This is a genomic window from Nonomuraea indica (genome assembly GCF_002850745.1).
Lineage (GTDB): Bacteria > Actinomycetota > Actinomycetes > Streptosporangiales > Streptosporangiaceae > Nonomuraea > Nonomuraea indica.
Map to the genome: position 1 here is coordinate 13,759 of NZ_KZ559467.1, position 17,339 is coordinate 31,097.

Below are 17,339 nucleotides of genomic sequence, written 5' to 3' on the forward strand. Positions count from 1 at the left end.
ATGCTGATCCCGCGCAGGGTCAAGCACCGCAAGCAGCACCGGCCTGACCGCAGCGGAGCCGCCAAGGGCGGCACGAGGGTCGTGTTCGGCGAGTTCGGCATCCAGGCGCTTGAGCACTCGTACGTGACCAACCGCCAGATCGAGTCCGCCCGAATCGCGATGACCCGTCACATCCGCCGTGGCGGCAAGGTGTGGATCAACATCTACCCCGACCGTCCGCTCACCAAGAAGCCTGCCGAGACCCGCATGGGTTCCGGTAAGGGTTCGCCCGAGTGGTGGATCGCCAACGTCAAGCCCGGACGCGTGATGTTCGAGCTGTCCGGCGTGGCGGAGCCGATCGCGCGCGAGGCGCTTCAGCGCGCGATCCACAAGCTGCCGATGAAGTGCAAGATCGTTAAGCGTGAAGTGGGTGAGGCGTGATGGCTAAGGGCCTGACCGCCGGCGAGCTGCGAGTGGAGGACCAGGACACCCTGGTCCAGAAGCTGAAGGAAGCCAAGGAGGAACTGTTCAACCTCCGCTTCCAGGCGGCGACCGGTCAGTTGGAGAGCCACGGGCGGCTGCGTGCTGTCCGCCGCGAGATCGCCCGTATCTACACCGTGATGCGCGAGCGTGAGCTCGGCATCGTCACGGTCGAGAAGGAGACGAGCGATGGCTGAGACCGAGACCACCGAGACCACCCAGGCCGCTGAGGAGACCGCCGAAGGGCGTCACTTCCGCAAGGTCCGCGAGGGCCTGGTCGTCAGCGACAAGATGGACAAGACCGTCGTCGTCGCCGTCGAGGACCGGGTGAAGCACCGGCTGTACGGCAAGGTCATCCGCCGTACGACCAAGTACAAGGCGCACGACGAGTCCAACGCCTGCGGCGTGGGCGACCGTGTGCTTCTGATGGAGACTCGGCCGCTGTCGGCCACCAAGCGGTGGCGGGTCGTCGAGATCCTCGAGAAGGCCAAGTAGGCCTTCCCGGATATACCGCGCCTCGTGGGGGGTGGAGACACCCCCCATGACGGTGTCCAAGGACGTGAGACCTCTCGCGTCGCCTGCGGTGCGGCCCCCTTCGGGGGGCTGTGGCCGGAGGACCAAGACAACAGCAGGTTCCGCCAGGCTCACGTGAGTGAGAACCGGCGCGACTAACAGGAGTTGAACGTGATCCAGCAGGAGTCGCGGCTCAAGGTCGCCGACAACACGGGTGCCAAGGAGATCCTCTGCATCCGTGTTCTCGGTGGCTCGGGCCGACGCTACGCCGGTATCGGCGACGTCATCGTCGCCACTGTCAAGGACGCGCTGCCCGGCAGCACGGGCGTCAAGAAGGGCGATGTGGTCAAGGCCGTCGTCGTCCGCACGGTCAAGGAGCGCCGCCGGCCCGACGGCTCCTACATCCGTTTCGACGAGAACGCCGCCGTCATCATCAAGGACAGCGGTGACCCTCGCGGCACCCGTATCTTCGGCCCGGTCGGCCGTGAGCTGCGTGACAAGAAGTTCATGCGCATCATCTCGCTCGCGCCGGAGGTGCTGTGATGTCGAAGCTGCACGTCAAGAAGGGTGACCTCGTTCAGGTCATCGCCGGCAAGAACAAGGGCGCCAAGGGTCGCGTGATCGCCACCCACCCGGGCGACGAGCGCGTGGTGGTCGAGGGCGTCAACATGATCACCAAGCATGGCAAGGAGACCCACCAGGGTCCGCGCGGCGCCAAGACGGGCGGCGTGCAGACCATGGAGGGCCCCATCCATGTGAGCAACGTGAAGAAGCTCAAGGACGACAAGCCCGCCGACAAGAAGGCCGACGACAAGAAGGCCGACGAGACGGGTGAGGACAGCTGATGACCGCCACGACCACAGAGACCGAGCGCCCGACGCCGCGCCTCAAGACGAAGTACCGCGAGGAGATCGCGGCCCAGCTTCGTGAGCAGTTCGGCATCGAGAACGTCATGCAGATCCCCGGCCTGGTGAAGATCAAGGTCAACATGGGTGTCGGCGAGGCGGCTCGTGACTCCAAGCTCATCGAGGGCGCCGTTCGCGACCTGACCGTGATCACGGGCCAGAAGCCGGCCGTCGTCCGCGCCCGCAAGTCCATCGCCCAGTTCAAGCTGCGCGAGGGCATGCCGATCGGCGCGCACGTCACGCTCCGTGGCGACCGCATGTGGGAGTTCCTCGACAGGCTGCTGTCGCTGGCGCTGCCCCGCATCCGGGACTTCCGCGGCCTGTCGCCCAAGCAGTTCGACGGCAACGGCAACTACACCTTCGGTCTGACCGAGCAGGTCATGTTCCATGAGGTCGACCAGGACAAGGTGGACCGGCCGCGAGGCATGGACATCACGATCGTGACCACCGCGAAGAACGACGACCAGGGCCGGGCGCTGCTGAAGCTCCTCGGGTTCCCCTTCAAGGAGGCCTGATCATGGCGAAGAAGTCGCTGATCGCCAAGGCGGGGCGCAAGCAGAAGTTCGAGGTCCGGGCCTACACGCGGTGCTCGCGCTGCGGCCGGCCGCGCGCCGTCTACAGGAAGTTCGGCCTGTGCCGCGTCTGCTTCCGTGAGATGGCGCACCGGGGCGAGCTGCCTGGCATCACCAAGTCCAGCTGGTAGCTAGTCTTGGGGGCGGCGCCACGTCGCCCCCGAGCGGTCGCTGCTCAGCGGGCCGTACATATTCACTGTCAAACCCCGGGCGCTCCGACGCGGAGCGCCCATGACCACGCCGAAGGTCCACCGGCAGAGCAGTGCTGAGGCACTGGAAGCTTGGCCGACTGGAAACCGCGGCGAGGAAGGCCACTGGCCATGACGATGACCGACCCGATCGCAGACATGCTCACGCGTCTGCGCAACGCGAATTCGGCGTACCACGACAGCGTGTCGATGCCGTACTCGAAGATCAAGGCGCACATCGCCGAGATCCTCCAGCAGGAGGGTTACATCCAGGCTTGGACCGTCGAGGACGCCAAGGTTGGCAAGAACCTCGTGGTGGAGCTCAAGTTCGGGCCGACCCGTGAGCGGTCGCTCTCGGGCCTGCGCCGGGTGTCGAAGCCCGGTCTGCGGGTCTATGCGAAGAAGGACAACCTGCCCCGCGTCCTGGGAGGGCTGGGCGTCGCGATCATCTCGACGTCCCACGGTCTCATGACGGACAAGCAGGCCGGCAAGCGTGGTGTGGGCGGGGAAGTCCTCGCCTACGTCTGGTAGAGGGGAGGAACACAGCATGTCGCGAATCGGACGGCTGCCCATCCCTGTGCCCAACGGCGTAGACATCACGATCGACGGCCGGGATGTCCAGGTCAAGGGCCCGAAGGGCACGCTTTCTCACACGGTCGCCGAGCCCATCACGGTGGCTCGGGACGACGACGGCTCCATCGCCGTCACCCGCCCCAACGACGAGAACAAGGTCCGTGCGCTGCACGGCCTGTCCAGGACGCTCATCGCCAACATGGTGCAGGGCGTCACCCAGGGCTACTCCAAGACCCTGGAGATCGTCGGTGTCGGTTACCGCGTCCAGGCCAAGGGCCCGACGCAGCTGGAGTTCGCGCTGGGCTTCAGTCACCCGGTCATCGTGGACGCCCCCGAGGGCGTCACCTTCCGTGTCGAGAAGCCGACCCTGTTCCACGTGGACGGCATCGACAAGCAGAAGGTCGGCGAGGTCGCGGCCAACATCCGCAAGCTGCGCAAGCCCGACCCGTACAAGGGCAAGGGCGTGCGCTACCAGGGCGAACAGATCCGCCGCAAGGTCGGAAAGGCTGGTAAGTAGGCATGGCTCCGAAGACTGCGTTCAGCAAGCACACGGCTGCCCGCACCGTCTCGCGGGCCCGCCGTCACCGCCGCGTCCGCAAGAACGTCGTCGGCACGACCGCGCGCCCGCGCCTGGTCGTCAACCGTTCGACCCGTCACATGTTCGTCCAGATCGTGGACGACACCGTCGGCCACACGCTGGTCAGCGCGTCCACCATGGACCCCGCGCTGCGCTCGCTCGAGGCCGACAAGACGGAGAAGGCCAAGAAGGTCGGCGAGCTCCTCGCTCAGCGGGCCAAGGAAGCCGGGATCACGGCGGTCGTCTTCGACCGCGGTGGCAACCGCTACGCCGGTCGCATCGCGGCCCTGGCGGACAGCGCCCGCGAAGGCGGGCTCGAGTTCTGATGGCAACTGAGAAGAGGAACCACTGATGGCTGCAGCTCCGCGTCGCGGTGGCGGCACCGGTGGCGAGCGGCGGGACCGTCGTGACGATCGCCGCGGTGGCGCCGCCGACAAGGGCGTCTCGTACATCGAGCGCGTAGTGAAGATCAACCGAGTGGCCAAGGTCGTGAAGGGTGGTCGTCGCTTCAGCTTCACCGCCCTCGTCGTCGTCGGTGACGGCAACGGCCTGGTCGGCGTCGGCTACGGCAAGGCCAAGGAAGTCCCCGCGGCCATCGCCAAGGGCGTCGAAGAGGCGAAGAAGCACTTCTTCAAGGTGCCTCGCATCCAGGGCACGATCCCGCACACCGTGCAGGGCGAGGAGGCGGCCGGTGTCGTCTTCCTGCGTCCGGCCTCGGCCGGTACCGGCGTCATCGCCGGTGGCCCGGTGCGCGCGGTCCTGGAGTGCGCCGGCATCCACGACGTGCTCTCCAAGTCGCTCGGCTCCGACAACCCGATCAACATCGTGCACGCCACCGTGGCGGCTCTGAAGGGCCTGTCCCGGCCCGAGGAGATCGCCGCCCGCCGTGGCCTGCCGATCGAGGACGTCGCGCCGGCCCGGATGCTCAAGGCTCAGCGTGAGGGCCTCGCCGAGGCCGCCGCGGCGAAGGCGGTGAGCTAGTCATGGCACGCCTGAAGATCACTCAGGTTCGCTCGAAGATCGGTGGCAAGCAGAACCAGCGTGACTCGCTGCGTTCGCTTGGCCTGAAGCGAATCGGCGATGTCGTCGTCAAGGAGGACCGGCCCGAGATTCGCGGGATGGTCGCCGTGGTGACGCACCTCGTCGAGGTGGAAGAGGTCGACTAGTCATGACTGACAAGGCTCCGCTCAAGATTCACGACCTGCGTCCCGCCCCTGGCGCCAACAAGGCCAAGATCCGCAAGGGTCGCGGCGAGGCGTCCAAGGGCAAGACCGCCGGTCGCGGCACCAAGGGCACGAAGGCGCGCACCGGCGTCCACCTCGGGTTCGAGGGTGGCCAGGTGCCGCTGCAGAGGCGTCTGCCGAAGCTCAAGGGCTTCTCCAACGCGCTGTTCAAGACGACCTACCAGGTCGTCAACCTGGACAGGCTCGGCGAGCTGTTCCCCGAGGGTGGCGACGTCACCGTCGAGACGCTGGTCGCCAAGGGTGCTGTTCGCAAGAACCAGCTCGTCAAGGTGCTGGGCACCGGCGAGATCTCCGTCGCGGTCAACGTGCAGGCGCACGCCTTCTCGGCCGCCGCGAAGGAGAAGATCGCCGCTGCTGGTGGCTCCGTTACCGAGCTGTAGTTTCGCTATGACGAGGCGTGGAGGCCCTGACAATGGGCCTCCACGCCCGTAGTGCGTTAGAGTTCGCGAGACGGCAGGATTCTGTCCTGCTCGTTTGTACCTGAGACTTCAGATGGCAGATCCCCGCTCCATCGCATACTCACATCGCCGTAAAGGCGCGCAGGAGGGACCGTGCTGACCGCGTTTACCCGGGCGTTCCGGACGCCGGACCTGCGCAAGAAGTTGCTCTTCACTCTGGGCATCATCGCGCTGTTCCGCCTTGGCTCGGTGCTTCCGACTCCAGGCGTTCACGTCGAAAATCTCGCCGCCTGTTACGACCAGGCCCGCAGCGGCGCGGCCGGCAGCGTTTACGGAATGGTCCAGCTGTTCAGCGGCGGCGCGCTGCTGAAGCTGTCGATCTTCGCTCTCGGCATCATGCCGTACATCACCGCGAGCATCATCCTCCAGCTGCTCGTCGTCGTGATCCCACGTCTTGAGGCGTTGAAGAAGGAAGGGCAGTCGGGCCAGGCCAAGATCACGCAGTACACGCGTTATCTGACGATCGGCCTCGGCGTCCTGCAGTCCACCGCCTTCATCGCGCTCGCGCGCTCCGGTCAGCTCTTTCCCGACTGTCAGCAGAGCGTGCTGATCAACCCCGACGACGTCTTCCAGATCGTCACGATGGTCATCATCATGACCGCCGGCACCTCCGTCATCATGTGGCTGGGTGAGCTCATCACCGACCGCGGCGTGGGCAACGGCATGTCGATCCTGATCTTCACCTCCGTCGTCTCGATCTTCCCGTCCGAGCTGGCCAACATCTTCCAGGCCAACAAGTTCACCTTCGCCGTGGTCATGGTGGTCGGCGTCTTCATGATCGCCGCCGTGGTCTTCGTGGAGCAGGCGCAGCGCCGCATCCCGGTGCAGTACGCCAAGCGGATGGTCGGCCGCAGGATGTACGGCGGCACGTCCACCTACATCCCGCTGAAGGTCAACCAGGCCGGCATCATCCCGGTCATCTTCGCCTCGTCGCTGCTCTACCTGCCGCAGCTGGTGACCTCGCTGTTCGCCAACGCCGAGAACCCCAACGTGGTCGTGCAGTGGCTCTCGCAGAACCTCGCCACGGGCGACACGCCGATCTACATGGTCACGTTCTTCGTGTTGATCGTGTTCTTCACGTACTTCTACGTGTCCATCACGTTCAACCCCCCTGAAGTGGCCGACAACATGAAGAAGTACGGTGGGTTCATTCCGGGCATCCGTCCGGGCCGGCCGACGGCTGAATACCTGAACTTCGTGCTCACCCGTCTGACCGCGCCCGGCGCGCTCTATCTGGGTCTCATCTCCATGGTCCCGATCGTGGCGCTCTCGGTGGCCGGTGCGAGCCAGAACTTCCCGTTCGGAGGGACGAGCATTCTGATCATGGTTGGTGTCGGCCTGGACACGGTCAAGCAGATCGAGAGCCAGCTTCAGCAGCGTAACTACGAAGGCTTCCTGCGGTAGTGCGCCTCGTTCTGGTCGGGCCCCCCGGAGCGGGAAAGGGGACGCAGGCCCAGTACATCGCATCCAACCTGTCCATCCCGAAGATCTCGACAGGTGACATTTTCCGTGCCAACGTCTCTGGCGGCACGGAGCTCGGCAAGTTGGCCAAGACCTACATGGACCGCGGCGACCTGGTGCCCGACAAGGTGACCATCGCCATGGTCCGTGACCGCCTCTCGGAGGACGACGCGCAGGACGGTTTCCTGCTCGACGGCTTCCCCCGCAACGTGCCGCAGGCCGAGATCCTGCGCGACATGCTCAAGGAATGGGGCCAGGCCCTCGACCTGGTGCTCGAACTCGTGGTCGACGACGACGAGGTGGTCAGGCGGCTGGCCGGCCGGCGCACCTGCAGCCAGTGCGGGCGCATCTGGCACGTCGAGTTCGACGACAAGCAGGACGACCTGTGCGACGCCTGCGGCGGGTCGCTGTTCCAGCGGGACGACGACAAGGAAGAGACCATCCGGCACCGCCTGGAGGTCTACCAGGAGCAGACGGCGCCCCTCGTCGCCTACTACGCCGACGAGGGCATCCTGGTCGGGGTCGACGCGACGGGCCCGGTCGAGGAGGTCACCCAGCGGGCCATGGAGGCCATCCGTCCGTTCATGGGCTAGCTGTAAGAATCGACTGTCCGAGGTGGCACGAGTTTTCGTGCCACCTCGCGGCTATTGTGGGGGAATTGGGCTCCCGCGTCCGCCCGTTGCATACCCTGGGGGTGCCGAGACGTGTTCAAGAAGAACAGGCATGGAATTCAGATCAAGACGGCCGAGCAGCTCGACAAGATGCGCGCTGCCGGCCTCGTCGTCGGGCGCACGCTGGATCTGCTGAAGCGGGTGGTCGAGCCCGGGATGACTCCGCTCGACCTCGACGTCATCGCCGAGAAGGCCATCAGGGACGAGGGGGCCGTCCCGTCGTTCAAGGGCTACCAGGGGTTCCCGGCGACCATCTGCGCCTCGGTCAACGACGAGGTGGTCCACGGCATCCCGACGAACGCCCGCAAGCTTCGCGAGGGCGACATCATCTCCATCGACTGCGGCGCCATCCTCGACGGGTGGCACGGCGACTCCGCGGTGACGGTGCCCGTCGGAGAGGTCGATCCGCAGCTCACCGAGCTGATGCGGGTCACCGAGGAGGCGATGTGGCGGGGCATCGCCGCGCTCACGGCCGGCCGGCGGCTCTCCGACATCGGCCACGAGATCGAAAAGTACGTCCGGTCGCAGGGCCGCTTCGGGATCCCCCCGGAGTACGGCGGCCACGGCATCGGCACCGAGATGCACATGGAGCCGTGGATCGCCAACCACGGCCGCCCGGGGCGGGGCCCCACCCTGGAGGAGGGCATGTGCCTGGCCATCGAGCCCATGGTCAACCTGGGCACGGAGCGGACACGCGTCCTGGCCGACGACTGGACGGTCGTGACGATCGACGGCAAGCACTCCGCGCACTTCGAGCACAGCGTCGCCGTGACACATAATGGACCTTGGGTGCTGACCGCCCTGGACGGCGGCGCGGAGCGCCTGGCGCAACTGCATAACTAGCCGGGGAGTGGTGGGCATGTCGCAAAGCCCCGAGATGCGGGCCTCCGACGTCGAGCGCGACCGGGTCGCCGCCGTGCTCCGGGAGCACACCGCGGTGGGGCGCCTCACCATGGACGAGTTCAACGAACGGCTGGAGCTGCTCTACAAGAGCAAGACGCGGGGCGAGCTGGCCCGGCTGACCGCCGACCTGCCGGACGTGGACCTGAGCCGGCACCAGGTCGCGAAGGTGCCGGAGGCGTCGGTCCAGAAGAAGCAGCACGCCGGCATGCGCGCCGCGTGGGGCGCCTGGGCGATGGCCAGCTCGATCAACTGGGCGATCTGGCTGATCATCAGCGTCACGTCCGGCGACATGGTCTACCCGTGGCCGCTGTGGGTGATGGGGCCGTGGGGCGTCATTCTGCTCGTCAGCAGCATCTTCGGCGGGGACGACGACAAGAAGAAGTCCTGAGTGCGTACAAGTGCATTCTGCGCATTCCTCCACAGAACGGCGCGGCGAATCTTCCTAACGTGAGCGGTGTCCGAACAGACACCCCTCATCGGAGGAAGACATGCGTAAGATCCTCGCCGCCGCCGCCCTCGCCGGCTCGGTGCTCACCGGCCTCGCGCTCACGGCCCCCGTCGCCCAGGCCGCCACCGCTCCCGTCGCCGCCGCCTCCCAGACGGCGCCCGTGCACAAGTGGGGCAAGTTCTACTCGGCCGACCATAAGGCCTACACCTACGGCTACACCTGGAAGTCGAAGGGCAAGGTCCACACCAAGTGGTACGGCAAGGAGTTCACGAAGCGGGCCGGCTGGGTCTGGTTCCGGTACGAGCTCCACGGTGGGGGCGGCGGGAAGTTCGCCCTGAAGTGGGACGGCTCGCACACCGGCACCTGGTCCAAGAAGGGCATCAAGAAGCTCTACACCTACACCTGCTGGGGCGGGAAGTTCACCGCGTGCGGCAAGGTGCACCGCATCTACTGACGTGGGGTGACCGTGCCGGCGGGCGTCCGGCCGGGGCCGTCGAGCCCGGGGTTCCTCCCGTAGCGTCGCACTGCCGGCTCCCGCGAGCGGCGGGGAGCCGCACGGGGGCGCAGTGCGGGGGCTCGGCAGGATGTGGCCATGGCGCGTCACGGTGGCGCGGCGCGGTGACCCGTCACAGTGGCCGCAGGGCGCACAGGCTCGAAGTGACCGCAGGGCGCACAGGATCGAGGAGCGAAGGCCCGCCGGGCGTCCCGGCGGGCCTTCGCCCGTCCGGCCGGTCGCGTGCGACGCCCGCTCCGGAGCCGTGTGGCCGCGTGCCACACCCGCTCCGGCGGTGCACCGGTCACGCGGGGCACTCCGCTCCGGCGGTGCACCAGTCGCGCGACACTCCGCTCCGGTGGCGCGCCCGTCGCGTGCGACGCCCGCTCCGGCGGCGCGCCCGGCCACGCGCGACACCCGCCCAGAGTGCCGCGCGCGCGGCCGCAGCCGCGGGCGGATGGGCCGGGCGGGCGGCGGTGTGGGGTAAACTGGCTCATGGTTGTGTCAGGACACCTGGCACGCGTTTCGCGTTTTAGGCTCAGGTGTCGTACACTCCTTAGTCGGCTCACTATGACCATCGCGCGTCGGCGGTCTTTGCCGGTCGCCGCTCTCTTCGAAGCGCGAGGTCGCGGCTGCTTAGTGAACCGGAGCCTCAGACGATCGATCAGTGAAACGCGAGGGATTTTGGCCAAGAAAGACGGCGCCATCGAGATCGAGGGCACTGTGGTCGAGTCGCTCCCGAACGCCATGTTCCGGGTGCAGCTCGACAACGGCCATAAGGTCCTGGCCCACATCAGCGGACGGATGCGGATGCACTACATCCGGATTCTGCCTGACGACCGGGTGGTCGTGGAACTGAGCCCCTACGACCTCAGTCGTGGGCGGATCGTCTACCGATACAAGTAAGACGTCTGAGGAACACGAAGGACAATGAAGGTAAAGCCGAGCGTCAAGAAGATCTGCGACAAGTGCAAGGTGATCCGCCGGCACGGTCGCGTCATGGTGATCTGCGACAACCTGCGCCACAAGCAGCGCCAGGGCTAGTCGCCGCACGGCTCCTCCGAGTCCGCCCCAGCAGGGAGCGGGCTCGACGCATGAGGAGCCTGAGTCAGTAATAGCGCGTCACACCTGAGCAGGCGGCGTCACCGGGTTCCGGCCCGGCGGCAGCGGGCCGTACCACTCAGGAGACCCCCGGTCGGAGGCCGGGGCCCTCACCCCGGGCATGGGGAGGGGTAGTGAGGCGCAAGACCTCCGCCACACCGAAGGAGAATGCCCGACCATGGCCCGCCTGGTTGGCGTCGACCTCCCCCGCGAGAAGCGGCTGGAGATCGCTCTCACCTACATCTACGGAATCGGCCGCACCCGCGCCAAGGAGATCCTTGAGGCGACGGGCGTCAGCGGCGACCTGCGCGTGCACCAGCTCAGCGACACCGAGCTCGTCCCGATGCGTGACTACATCGAGGCGAACTTCAAGATCGAGGGTGACCTGCGCCGCGAGGTCCAGGCCGACATCCGCCGCAAGATCGAGATCGGTTGCTACCAGGGCATCCGGCACCGTAAGGGCCTGCCCGTCCACGGCCAGCGCACGCAGACCAACGCGCGCACCCGCAAGGGCAAGAAGAAGACCGTGGCCGGCAAGAAGAAGCCCGGTAAGAAGTAGTCCGCGCAGCCGCGAGACCGAACACCTCAGGAGTGAAGGCAAAGGATGCCTCCTAAGAGCCGTCAGGGTGCGCCGAAGAAGGTGCGCCGCAAGGAGAAGAAGAACGTCGCTCACGGGCACGCCCACATCAAGAGCACGTTCAACAACACGATCGTCTCGATCACGGACCCCAACGGCAACGTGATCTCCTGGGCCAGCGCGGGCCACGTCGGGTTCAAGGGCTCCCGTAAGTCCACCCCGTTCGCCGCTCAGATGGCCGCCGAGAACGCCGCCCGCCGCGCCATGGAGCACGGCATGCGCAAGGTCGACGTCTTCGTCAAGGGTCCCGGCTCCGGCCGTGAGACCGCGATCCGCTCCCTCCAGGCCACCGGCCTCGAGGTGGGTTCGATCCAGGACGTCACCCCGGTTCCGCACAACGGCTGCCGTCCGCCGAAGCGCCGCCGCGTCTGAATTCCAGGAGAGATTGAGAAATGGCTCGTTACACGGGCGCGGACTGCAAGCTCTGCCGTCGTGAGAAGACCAAGCTCTTCCTCAAGGGCAGCAAGTGCGAGTCCGCCAAGTGCCCCATCGAGATCCGCCCCTACCCGCCGGGTGAGCACGGCCGCGGTCGTCCCAAGGAGACCGAGTACCAGCTCCAGCTTCGCGAGAAGCAGAAGACCCGTCGCATCTACGGCGTCCTCGAGAAGCAGTTCCGCAACTACTACGAGGAGGCTGCGGGCAAGAGCGGCAAGTCGGGTGAGGTGCTGCTCCAGATCCTGGAGAGCCGTCTCGACAACGTCGTCTACCGCGCCGGCTTCGCCCAGTCGCGTGACGCCGCTCGCCAGCAGGTCCGTCACGGTCACATCACCGTGAACGGCAAGAAGGTCGACATCCCGTCGTACCGCGTGCGCGAGCACGACATCATCGAGGTCCGCGAGAGCAAGCGCAACCTCATGCCGTACGAGGTGGCCCGCGCCACCGCCGGCGAGCGCACGGTCCCGGCCTGGCTGGGCGTCGTGCCCGACAAGCTCCGCATCCTGGTGCACCAGCTGCCCGTCCGGCAGCAGATCGACACCCAGGTCCAGGAGCAGCTCATCGTCGAGTACTACTCCAAGTAGTCCTCGCTTCCAGATGGCGTACGGTCCGCCGTACGCCATCTAAGCTTGTACATCGGAGTGGCGTCATATGGCGGGCGCCACACGAACAGGGGAGACCCGCATGCTGATCGCTCAGCGCCCGACTCTTCTCGAAGAGTCGATCGACGAGACCCGGTCCCGGTTCGTCATCGAGCCGCTGGAGCCGGGCTTCGGCTACACCATCGGCAACTCTCTGCGCCGCACGCTGCTGTCGTCCATTCCGGGCGCGGCCGTGACGAGCATCCGCATCGAGGGCGTGCTGCACGAGTTCTCGACCGTTCCCGGGGTCAAGGAAGACGTCACCGACATCATCCTCAACCTCAAGGAGCTCGTCGTCTCCTCCGAGCACGACGAGCCGGTCGTGATGTACCTGCGCAAGCAGGGCCCGGGTGAGGTCACCGCCGCCGACATCGCGCCGCCGGCCGGTGTCGAGGTGCACAACCCCGAGCTGCGCATCGCCACGCTCAACAGCAAGGCCAAGCTGGAGATGGAGCTGACCGTCGAGCGCGGTCGCGGCTACGTCTCCGCCGCCCAGAACAAGCAGCCGGGCCAGGAGATCGGGCGCATCCCGATCGACTCGATCTACTCCCCGGTGCTCAAGGTCACCTACAAGGTCGAGGCGACCCGAGTCGAGCAGCGCACCGACTTCGACCGTCTGATCCTCGACGTCGAGACCAAGGCGGCGATGAAGCCCCGCGACGCGGTGGCCTCCGCCGGCAAGACCCTCGTCGAGCTGTTCGGCCTGGCCCGTGAGCTCAACGTCGAGGCCGAGGGCATCGACATCGGCCCGTCGCCGACCGACGCGGCCCTGGCCGCCGACCTGGCGCTGCCGATCGAGGAGCTCAACCTGACGGTCCGCTCCTACAACTGCCTCAAGCGCGAGGGCATCCACACCGTGGGTGAGCTCGTCGCCCGCAGCGAGCAGGACCTGCTGGACATCCGCAACTTCGGTGCGAAGTCCATCGAAGAGGTCAAGCAGAAGCTGCACGAGATGTCGCTGGCGCTCAAGGACTCCCCGCCCGGGTTCGACCCGAGCGCGGTGGCCGGCGCCGGTTACGACGACGACGACAGCGCGTACGTCGAGACCGAGCAGTACTGAACCCGGTGAGGGCCCTCGCGGCCCTCACCTCTCCCCGTGCCGCACGGCGCGGACGACACTAACGGACCGCGGGAGCGACGGCGGTCCGGCCCGACTCCGGTACCTGGCACGGCCGGGGCGGGTTGACCCACAAGGAGAAGTTCCATGCCCAAGCCCACCAAGGGCGCACGTCTTGGCGGCAGCCCGGCCCACGAGCGGCTGATCCTGGCCAACCTCGCCACGGACCTGTTCCGCCACGGCAAGATCCGCACCACGGTCGCCAAGGCCAAGCGCCTCCGTCCGCTGGCGGAGCGTCTGATCACCAAGGCGAAGAAGGGCGACATCCACAACCGTCGCCAGGTGCTCACCGTCGTCAAGGACAAGGGCGTCGTCCACCACCTCTTCACCGAGATCGCGACGACCTTCGCCGAGCGTCCCGGCGGCTACACCCGCATCACCAAGGTCGGGCCGCGCAAGGGCGACAACGCTCCGATGGCCGTCATCGAGCTGGTGACCGAGCCGCTGAACACGGTCCGCGTCTCGCGTACCGACGCTCCGGCCGCCGCGGCCGCCCCGGCGAAGGCCGAGGAGACCGAGGCCCCCGCCGAGACGACCGAGGCGCCCGCCGCCGACGAGGCTCCGGCCGCCAAGGCCGACGAGTCGGCCGAGGCTCCCGCCGCCGAGTCCAAGGACGAGGCGAAGAAGGACGAGGCCTGATCTTCCAGGCAGTCCGAATCGGGTCCGGTTCCCCGTACGGGGCGCCGGGCCCGTTTCTCGTTTCCGGCCCCGTCGCGTGACCGGGCCGGTGTCGCGCAGCGTGTGGAGGAAGTTCGTGGTACGGCTCCGCCTCGACCTCGGGTACGACGGCACCGCATTCTCGGGCTGGGCCCGGCAGCCCGGGCGGCGCACCGTCCAGGGGGAGATCGAGCAGGCGCTCGGCCGGATCCTGCGGCTGGCCGAGCCGCCCGCGCTGACCGTGGCCGGGCGCACCGACGCCGGGGTGCACGCCCGCGGGCAGGTGGCGCACGTGGACCTCCCGGTGACGGCCCTGGCCGAACTCGCCCGCCGCTCCGCCCGCACGGTCGGCGAGGTGGAGGCGGAGTTGCCCGCGGACGTGGATGAGAGGCTCGCCACGCTCGTGCGGCGGCTGGGCGGTGTCCTGGAGCAGGATGTGCGGGTTCATCGGGTCTGCGTGGCTTCTGACGGCTTCGACGCGCGGTTCTCCGCTCTGTTCCGTCGTTACGCGTACCGGGTGAGCGACGCGCCCGGCGGTGGTGACCCGCTTCGCCGTCGGGAGGTCGTCTGGCACAACCGGCCGCTGGAACCGGACGCGATGAACGCGGCGGCCGCGCGGCTGCTCGGCGAGCACGACTTCGCGGCGTTCTGCAAGAAGCGGGAAGGGGCGACCACGATCAGGGAGCTGCAGCGGCTCAGATGGGCGCGCGACGCGGACGGCGTGCTGGTGGCCACGGTGGTGGCGGACGCGTTCTGCCACTCCATGGTCCGGGCGCTCGTCGGGGCGCTGCTGGCCGTCGGCGACGGGCGGCAGCTGGTCGAGTGGCCGGCGCAGGTGCTCACCCGGGCCGTACGCGACTCGGGCGTGCACGTGGCGCCCGCGCACGGGCTGTGCCTGGAGGAGGTCGGTTACCCGCCGGCGGAGGAGCTGGCGGCGCGCGCCGCGGCGACGCGGCGGGTGCGCACCGTCTCAGCCGTCGGCGATGCGCCGCTCCAGGACGAGTGACATCTCGTCGCGGAACGCGTCGCTCACCTTTCCCAGCGTCTTGTCCTTGGCACCCGGCGTGTGGCCGTCGGCGTAGGTCGCGTAGCTGAAGACGATGTAGCGACCCCAGACCACGCCGGCCGCGTAGCCGCCCGCGATGTGCAGGCGTTCGCCGCCGCTGCCGGCCGGGCCGGGGAGCGGGCGGAACCACACGTTGCGGCCCAGGTTCTTGGCCCTGTCGGCGCGCAGCGCGGCCTCCTTGGTGGGGAAGACGGCGATGCCGCTCGTCACGGCGTAGCGCCGCTTGGCGTCGACGTACGTCGCGCGCAGGACCCGGCTGCACTTGCCGTCGCGCAGCGCCTCCGCGAACGGGCCGGACGCCGCCTCATGGCAGGTCGCCTCGTTGTGCGTCTTGATCCGGGTGAAGTCGGCGCCCGCCGCCTCCACCTTCTTGCGCGGGAACGCCTCGGACAGTGACATCTTCTTCGGGTCGGTCCGGTCGGAGTCGATCACGGCCGCGGCGGGGACGTCGGGGGTGGCGGAGGGCGGCTCCTCGGTGGCGGACGGGGACGCGGACGGCTGGGTCGTCGCGGTCGCGGCCGTCGTGGCGCGGGGCGCGGGCGCGCTCAGCGAGCGATAGGCGAAGAAGCCACCGGTGGCGACACCTGCCAGCACGAGGACGCCCACCGTCGCGAGCAGGGCCCGCTTGCTCTTTCCGGGCTGCTCGGGCGATGGCCCGGCGGGAACGGGGAGCTGCTTGTAGGGGCCGTCCGGCAGGCTGGGGGCGCCAGGCGGGGGCTTGGGCAGGGGGAACGTGGTCGGCGGATGCTGGAGCGGCCTGCCGGTGGGGGGTGGCGTGGGGGGTTTGCCCCAGATGTCGCGAGTGAAGGGCAGCTCCGGAAGTTGCTCTTCCTGGCGCTGCTCCTCCGTCTGAGGCGGGGGCGGCATGGCCGTCGCCCCGCCGCCGGGCCGGGCGGCGGGGGGCTCCGCCGGGTGCCGCGTGCCACCCGGATCCGTCGCTGTGTGGGTGGCCGGGGTCGCCGGCGGCTCGATGCCGGGTCCGCCGGTGGGAGGCGTGGTGTCGCCGGGCCGAGGTGCGGGCGCGGCGTCGCCGGCGGGAACCTGCCGCACCGCCGACTGTCCGGTGGCGGCCTGCGGGCCAGGCGGCTGTGAGTCGGTGGGCTGTCCGGTTACGGCTTGCGGGTGGGCCGGTTGTGCGGTGGCGGGCTGTGGGTCGGTGGGGTGGGCGGCGGCGGGCTGCGGGCTCGCTGTGCTGGGCTCCGGGCCGGTCGGGTGCTCGGTGGCAGAGTGCGCGGGCGGGTGCGCGGCGGCGGCCTGGAGGGTGGCGGGCCAGACCGGGACGTCGCCCGGTTCGGCCGGACGCGCCCCCACTGGCGGGGTGCCCGGTTCGGCTGGGCGTGCCGCGACCGGCGGGGTTTCCGGTTGCGCGGGGCGTCCCCCCACTGGCGGGGTACCCAGGCCTGCTGGGCGTGCCGCCACCGGCGGGGTGTCCGGTGCGTGGACGGGCTGCGCCGGGGACGGTGAGCGGGTGTCGGGCCTGTCATTCGGTGCCGCAGGCGGGCCTGCGGTGTGCTCGGTGGCGGGCTGGGGCGTCTGCGGTGTCGGGTGGGGGGCGGTCTCGACGGCGTGCGGCGTCGTCGCCTGGGGGGCTGCGCCCTGGGTGGCCGGGTCGGCGCCGGCGGGGGGCCGGGGAACGGCGGGTGGTGCGGGTGTGTTCGCGGTGGGAGAGGGCGGGGTCGCCGAGTCCGGGCGGGGCCCGGCGGGTGAGGTGTCGTCACTGTCCAGGCCGGGCACGGGCTCGCCGGTCGCGGCCGGCCACGGGGGCATGGCCGGCGTGTCGGAGACGGGGGCCGGCCACACCTGCATGCCGGCCGCGGCGGCCGTGAACCCTGGCGGCGGCTCCCAGCGCGGGGTGCCGGGCGCGGGTTCGGTGGGCGGCTCGTCGGCGTACCAGTCGTATGGTGCGGCGTCGGCCGCCGGGACTTCCCAGGGGTGGGCGGCGTGACCGGAGTAGGCAGGTGACGGTCGGTTCGCGAGGGGAGGGGTCGGCGCCGGGAGGGGGCCCGTCGGCCGGCCGCCTTCGTGCGCCCCATGAGGGGCCGAAGGAGGGAGGCCGCTCGGCGAGGACTGCGGGGGCCATACCTGGGCGGTGGGAGGAGGCGTCGAAGTGCGGGCGGCGGCTCCGGGCACCGCGGGCGGCTCGACGCCACCTGAACCGGCGGCTGACCCCGCTGCCGGACCGGCCGCCGCGCCATGCGGCGGGGTGGGCACGGGGCCAGG

General features: G+C 68.8%; 28 protein-coding genes. 27 read left to right on the top strand and 1 reads right to left on the bottom strand.

The features are described from left to right. From rplP to truA, 26 genes are all read left to right on the top strand, one after another. Positions 1-420, top strand: coding sequence for a 50S ribosomal protein L16 (gene rplP, locus CXR44_RS04130; RefSeq protein WP_101783547.1), 420 nt, complete (start codon positions 1-3; stop codon positions 418-420). Further along, a complete protein-coding gene (gene rpmC / locus CXR44_RS04135; RefSeq protein ID WP_080047279.1) occupies positions 420-656 on the top strand; it encodes a 50S ribosomal protein L29 in 237 nt (78 codons plus the stop codon). Before rplP ends, rpmC begins: the two co-directional genes overlap by 1 nt. Beyond that, positions 649-954 (top strand): 30S ribosomal protein S17, encoded by a 306-nt coding sequence (gene rpsQ, locus CXR44_RS04140; protein WP_101783548.1) that lies wholly within the window; start codon positions 649-651, stop codon positions 952-954. The genes rpmC and rpsQ overlap by 8 nt, the downstream gene beginning before the upstream one ends. Positions 955-1,143: 189 nt before the next feature. Continuing rightward, entirely contained in the window at positions 1,144-1,515 is a 372-nt protein-coding gene (gene rplN, locus CXR44_RS04145; protein WP_043623452.1) for a 50S ribosomal protein L14, read from the top strand. Beyond that, positions 1,515-1,817 carry a 50S ribosomal protein L24 gene (rplX, locus tag CXR44_RS04150; RefSeq protein WP_101783549.1) on the top strand — a complete coding sequence of 101 codons (303 nt, stop codon included), beginning with the start codon at positions 1,515-1,517 and terminating at the stop codon, positions 1,815-1,817. The genes rplN and rplX overlap by 1 nt, the downstream gene beginning before the upstream one ends. After that, positions 1,817-2,392 carry a 50S ribosomal protein L5 gene (gene rplE / locus CXR44_RS04155; protein ID WP_101783550.1) on the top strand — a complete coding sequence of 192 codons (576 nt, stop codon included), beginning with the start codon at positions 1,817-1,819 and terminating at the stop codon, positions 2,390-2,392. Before rplX ends, rplE begins: the two co-directional genes overlap by 1 nt. 2 nt (positions 2,393-2,394) lie before the next feature. After that, positions 2,395-2,580 (top strand): type Z 30S ribosomal protein S14, encoded by a 186-nt coding sequence (locus CXR44_RS04160; protein ID WP_020542298.1) that lies wholly within the window; start codon positions 2,395-2,397, stop codon positions 2,578-2,580. A gap of 189 nt (positions 2,581-2,769) precedes the next feature. Then, positions 2,770-3,168, top strand: a complete 399-nt coding sequence (gene rpsH / locus CXR44_RS04165) for a 30S ribosomal protein S8 (protein ID WP_080043229.1) — start codon at positions 2,770-2,772, stop codon at positions 3,166-3,168. Positions 3,169-3,184: 16 nt separating this feature from the next. After that, positions 3,185-3,727 (top strand): 50S ribosomal protein L6, encoded by a 543-nt coding sequence (gene rplF / locus CXR44_RS04170; protein WP_101783551.1) that lies wholly within the window; start codon positions 3,185-3,187, stop codon positions 3,725-3,727. A 2-nt stretch (positions 3,728-3,729) separates the two neighbouring features. Continuing rightward, on the top strand, positions 3,730-4,113 hold the full coding sequence (gene rplR, locus CXR44_RS04175) for a 50S ribosomal protein L18 (protein ID WP_101783552.1): 384 nt from the start codon (positions 3,730-3,732) through the stop codon (positions 4,111-4,113). A 25-nt stretch (positions 4,114-4,138) separates the two neighbouring features. Next, a complete protein-coding gene (gene rpsE, locus CXR44_RS04180) occupies positions 4,139-4,768 on the top strand; it encodes a 30S ribosomal protein S5 (protein WP_091090115.1) in 630 nt (209 codons plus the stop codon). Positions 4,769-4,770: 2 nt separating this feature from the next. Then, entirely contained in the window at positions 4,771-4,953 is a 183-nt protein-coding gene (gene rpmD / locus CXR44_RS04185; protein ID WP_020542293.1) for a 50S ribosomal protein L30, read from the top strand. A gap of 2 nt (positions 4,954-4,955) precedes the next feature. After that, entirely contained in the window at positions 4,956-5,411 is a 456-nt protein-coding gene (rplO, locus tag CXR44_RS04190) for a 50S ribosomal protein L15 (protein ID WP_101783553.1), read from the top strand. A 171-nt stretch (positions 5,412-5,582) separates the two neighbouring features. After that, the gene (gene secY / locus CXR44_RS04195; RefSeq protein WP_101783554.1) at positions 5,583-6,893 is read left to right on the top strand and encodes a preprotein translocase subunit SecY; all 1,311 of its coding nucleotides are present in this window, start codon (positions 5,583-5,585) and stop codon (positions 6,891-6,893) included. Then, entirely contained in the window at positions 6,893-7,543 is a 651-nt protein-coding gene (locus CXR44_RS04200; RefSeq protein WP_101783555.1) for an adenylate kinase, read from the top strand. The genes secY and CXR44_RS04200 overlap by 1 nt, the downstream gene beginning before the upstream one ends. 111 nt (positions 7,544-7,654) lie before the next feature. Next, positions 7,655-8,464, top strand: a complete 810-nt coding sequence (gene map, locus CXR44_RS04205; RefSeq protein ID WP_101783556.1) for a type I methionyl aminopeptidase — start codon at positions 7,655-7,657, stop codon at positions 8,462-8,464. A gap of 16 nt (positions 8,465-8,480) precedes the next feature. Next, positions 8,481-8,912, top strand: coding sequence for a DUF1707 SHOCT-like domain-containing protein (locus CXR44_RS04210; protein ID WP_101783557.1), 432 nt, complete (start codon positions 8,481-8,483; stop codon positions 8,910-8,912). A gap of 100 nt (positions 8,913-9,012) precedes the next feature. Further along, the gene (locus CXR44_RS04215) at positions 9,013-9,426 is read left to right on the top strand and encodes a hypothetical protein (protein ID WP_101783558.1); all 414 of its coding nucleotides are present in this window, start codon (positions 9,013-9,015) and stop codon (positions 9,424-9,426) included. A 723-nt stretch (positions 9,427-10,149) separates the two neighbouring features. Next, positions 10,150-10,371: a translation initiation factor IF-1 gene (infA, locus tag CXR44_RS04220; RefSeq protein WP_012887858.1), complete on the top strand. Its 222-nt coding sequence runs from the start codon at positions 10,150-10,152 to the stop codon at positions 10,369-10,371. 24 nt (positions 10,372-10,395) lie between these two features. Next, complete coding sequence (gene rpmJ / locus CXR44_RS04225) at positions 10,396-10,509, top strand: 50S ribosomal protein L36 (protein WP_003956441.1); 114 nt, start codon at positions 10,396-10,398, stop codon at positions 10,507-10,509. A gap of 235 nt (positions 10,510-10,744) precedes the next feature. Continuing rightward, positions 10,745-11,125 carry a 30S ribosomal protein S13 gene (rpsM, locus tag CXR44_RS04230; RefSeq protein ID WP_080043219.1) on the top strand — a complete coding sequence of 127 codons (381 nt, stop codon included), beginning with the start codon at positions 10,745-10,747 and terminating at the stop codon, positions 11,123-11,125. A 45-nt stretch (positions 11,126-11,170) separates the two neighbouring features. After that, positions 11,171-11,575 (top strand): 30S ribosomal protein S11, encoded by a 405-nt coding sequence (gene rpsK, locus CXR44_RS04235; RefSeq protein ID WP_020542285.1) that lies wholly within the window; start codon positions 11,171-11,173, stop codon positions 11,573-11,575. Between the two features lie 20 nt (positions 11,576-11,595). After that, the gene (rpsD, locus tag CXR44_RS04240) at positions 11,596-12,222 is read left to right on the top strand and encodes a 30S ribosomal protein S4 (RefSeq protein WP_101783559.1); all 627 of its coding nucleotides are present in this window, start codon (positions 11,596-11,598) and stop codon (positions 12,220-12,222) included. A 100-nt stretch (positions 12,223-12,322) separates the two neighbouring features. Beyond that, the gene (locus CXR44_RS04245; RefSeq protein ID WP_101783560.1) at positions 12,323-13,339 is read left to right on the top strand and encodes a DNA-directed RNA polymerase subunit alpha; all 1,017 of its coding nucleotides are present in this window, start codon (positions 12,323-12,325) and stop codon (positions 13,337-13,339) included. 144 nt (positions 13,340-13,483) lie between these two features. Next, positions 13,484-14,035 carry a 50S ribosomal protein L17 gene (gene rplQ / locus CXR44_RS04250; protein WP_101783561.1) on the top strand — a complete coding sequence of 184 codons (552 nt, stop codon included), beginning with the start codon at positions 13,484-13,486 and terminating at the stop codon, positions 14,033-14,035. A 115-nt stretch (positions 14,036-14,150) separates the two neighbouring features. Then, positions 14,151-15,059 (top strand): tRNA pseudouridine(38-40) synthase TruA, encoded by a 909-nt coding sequence (gene truA / locus CXR44_RS04255; protein WP_101784172.1) that lies wholly within the window; start codon positions 14,151-14,153, stop codon positions 15,057-15,059. Here truA and CXR44_RS04260 read toward each other — a convergent pair. Further along, positions 15,024-16,430, bottom strand: coding sequence for a hypothetical protein (locus CXR44_RS04260; RefSeq protein WP_144069854.1), 1,407 nt, complete (start codon positions 16,428-16,430; stop codon positions 15,024-15,026). The genes truA and CXR44_RS04260 overlap by 36 nt on opposite strands. 340 nt (positions 16,431-16,770) lie before the next feature. Between CXR44_RS04260 and CXR44_RS04265 the strand changes: the two genes are divergently transcribed. After that, positions 16,771-17,064, top strand: coding sequence for a hypothetical protein (locus tag CXR44_RS04265; RefSeq protein WP_101783563.1), 294 nt, complete (start codon positions 16,771-16,773; stop codon positions 17,062-17,064). Positions 17,065-17,339: the final 275 nt, after the last annotated feature.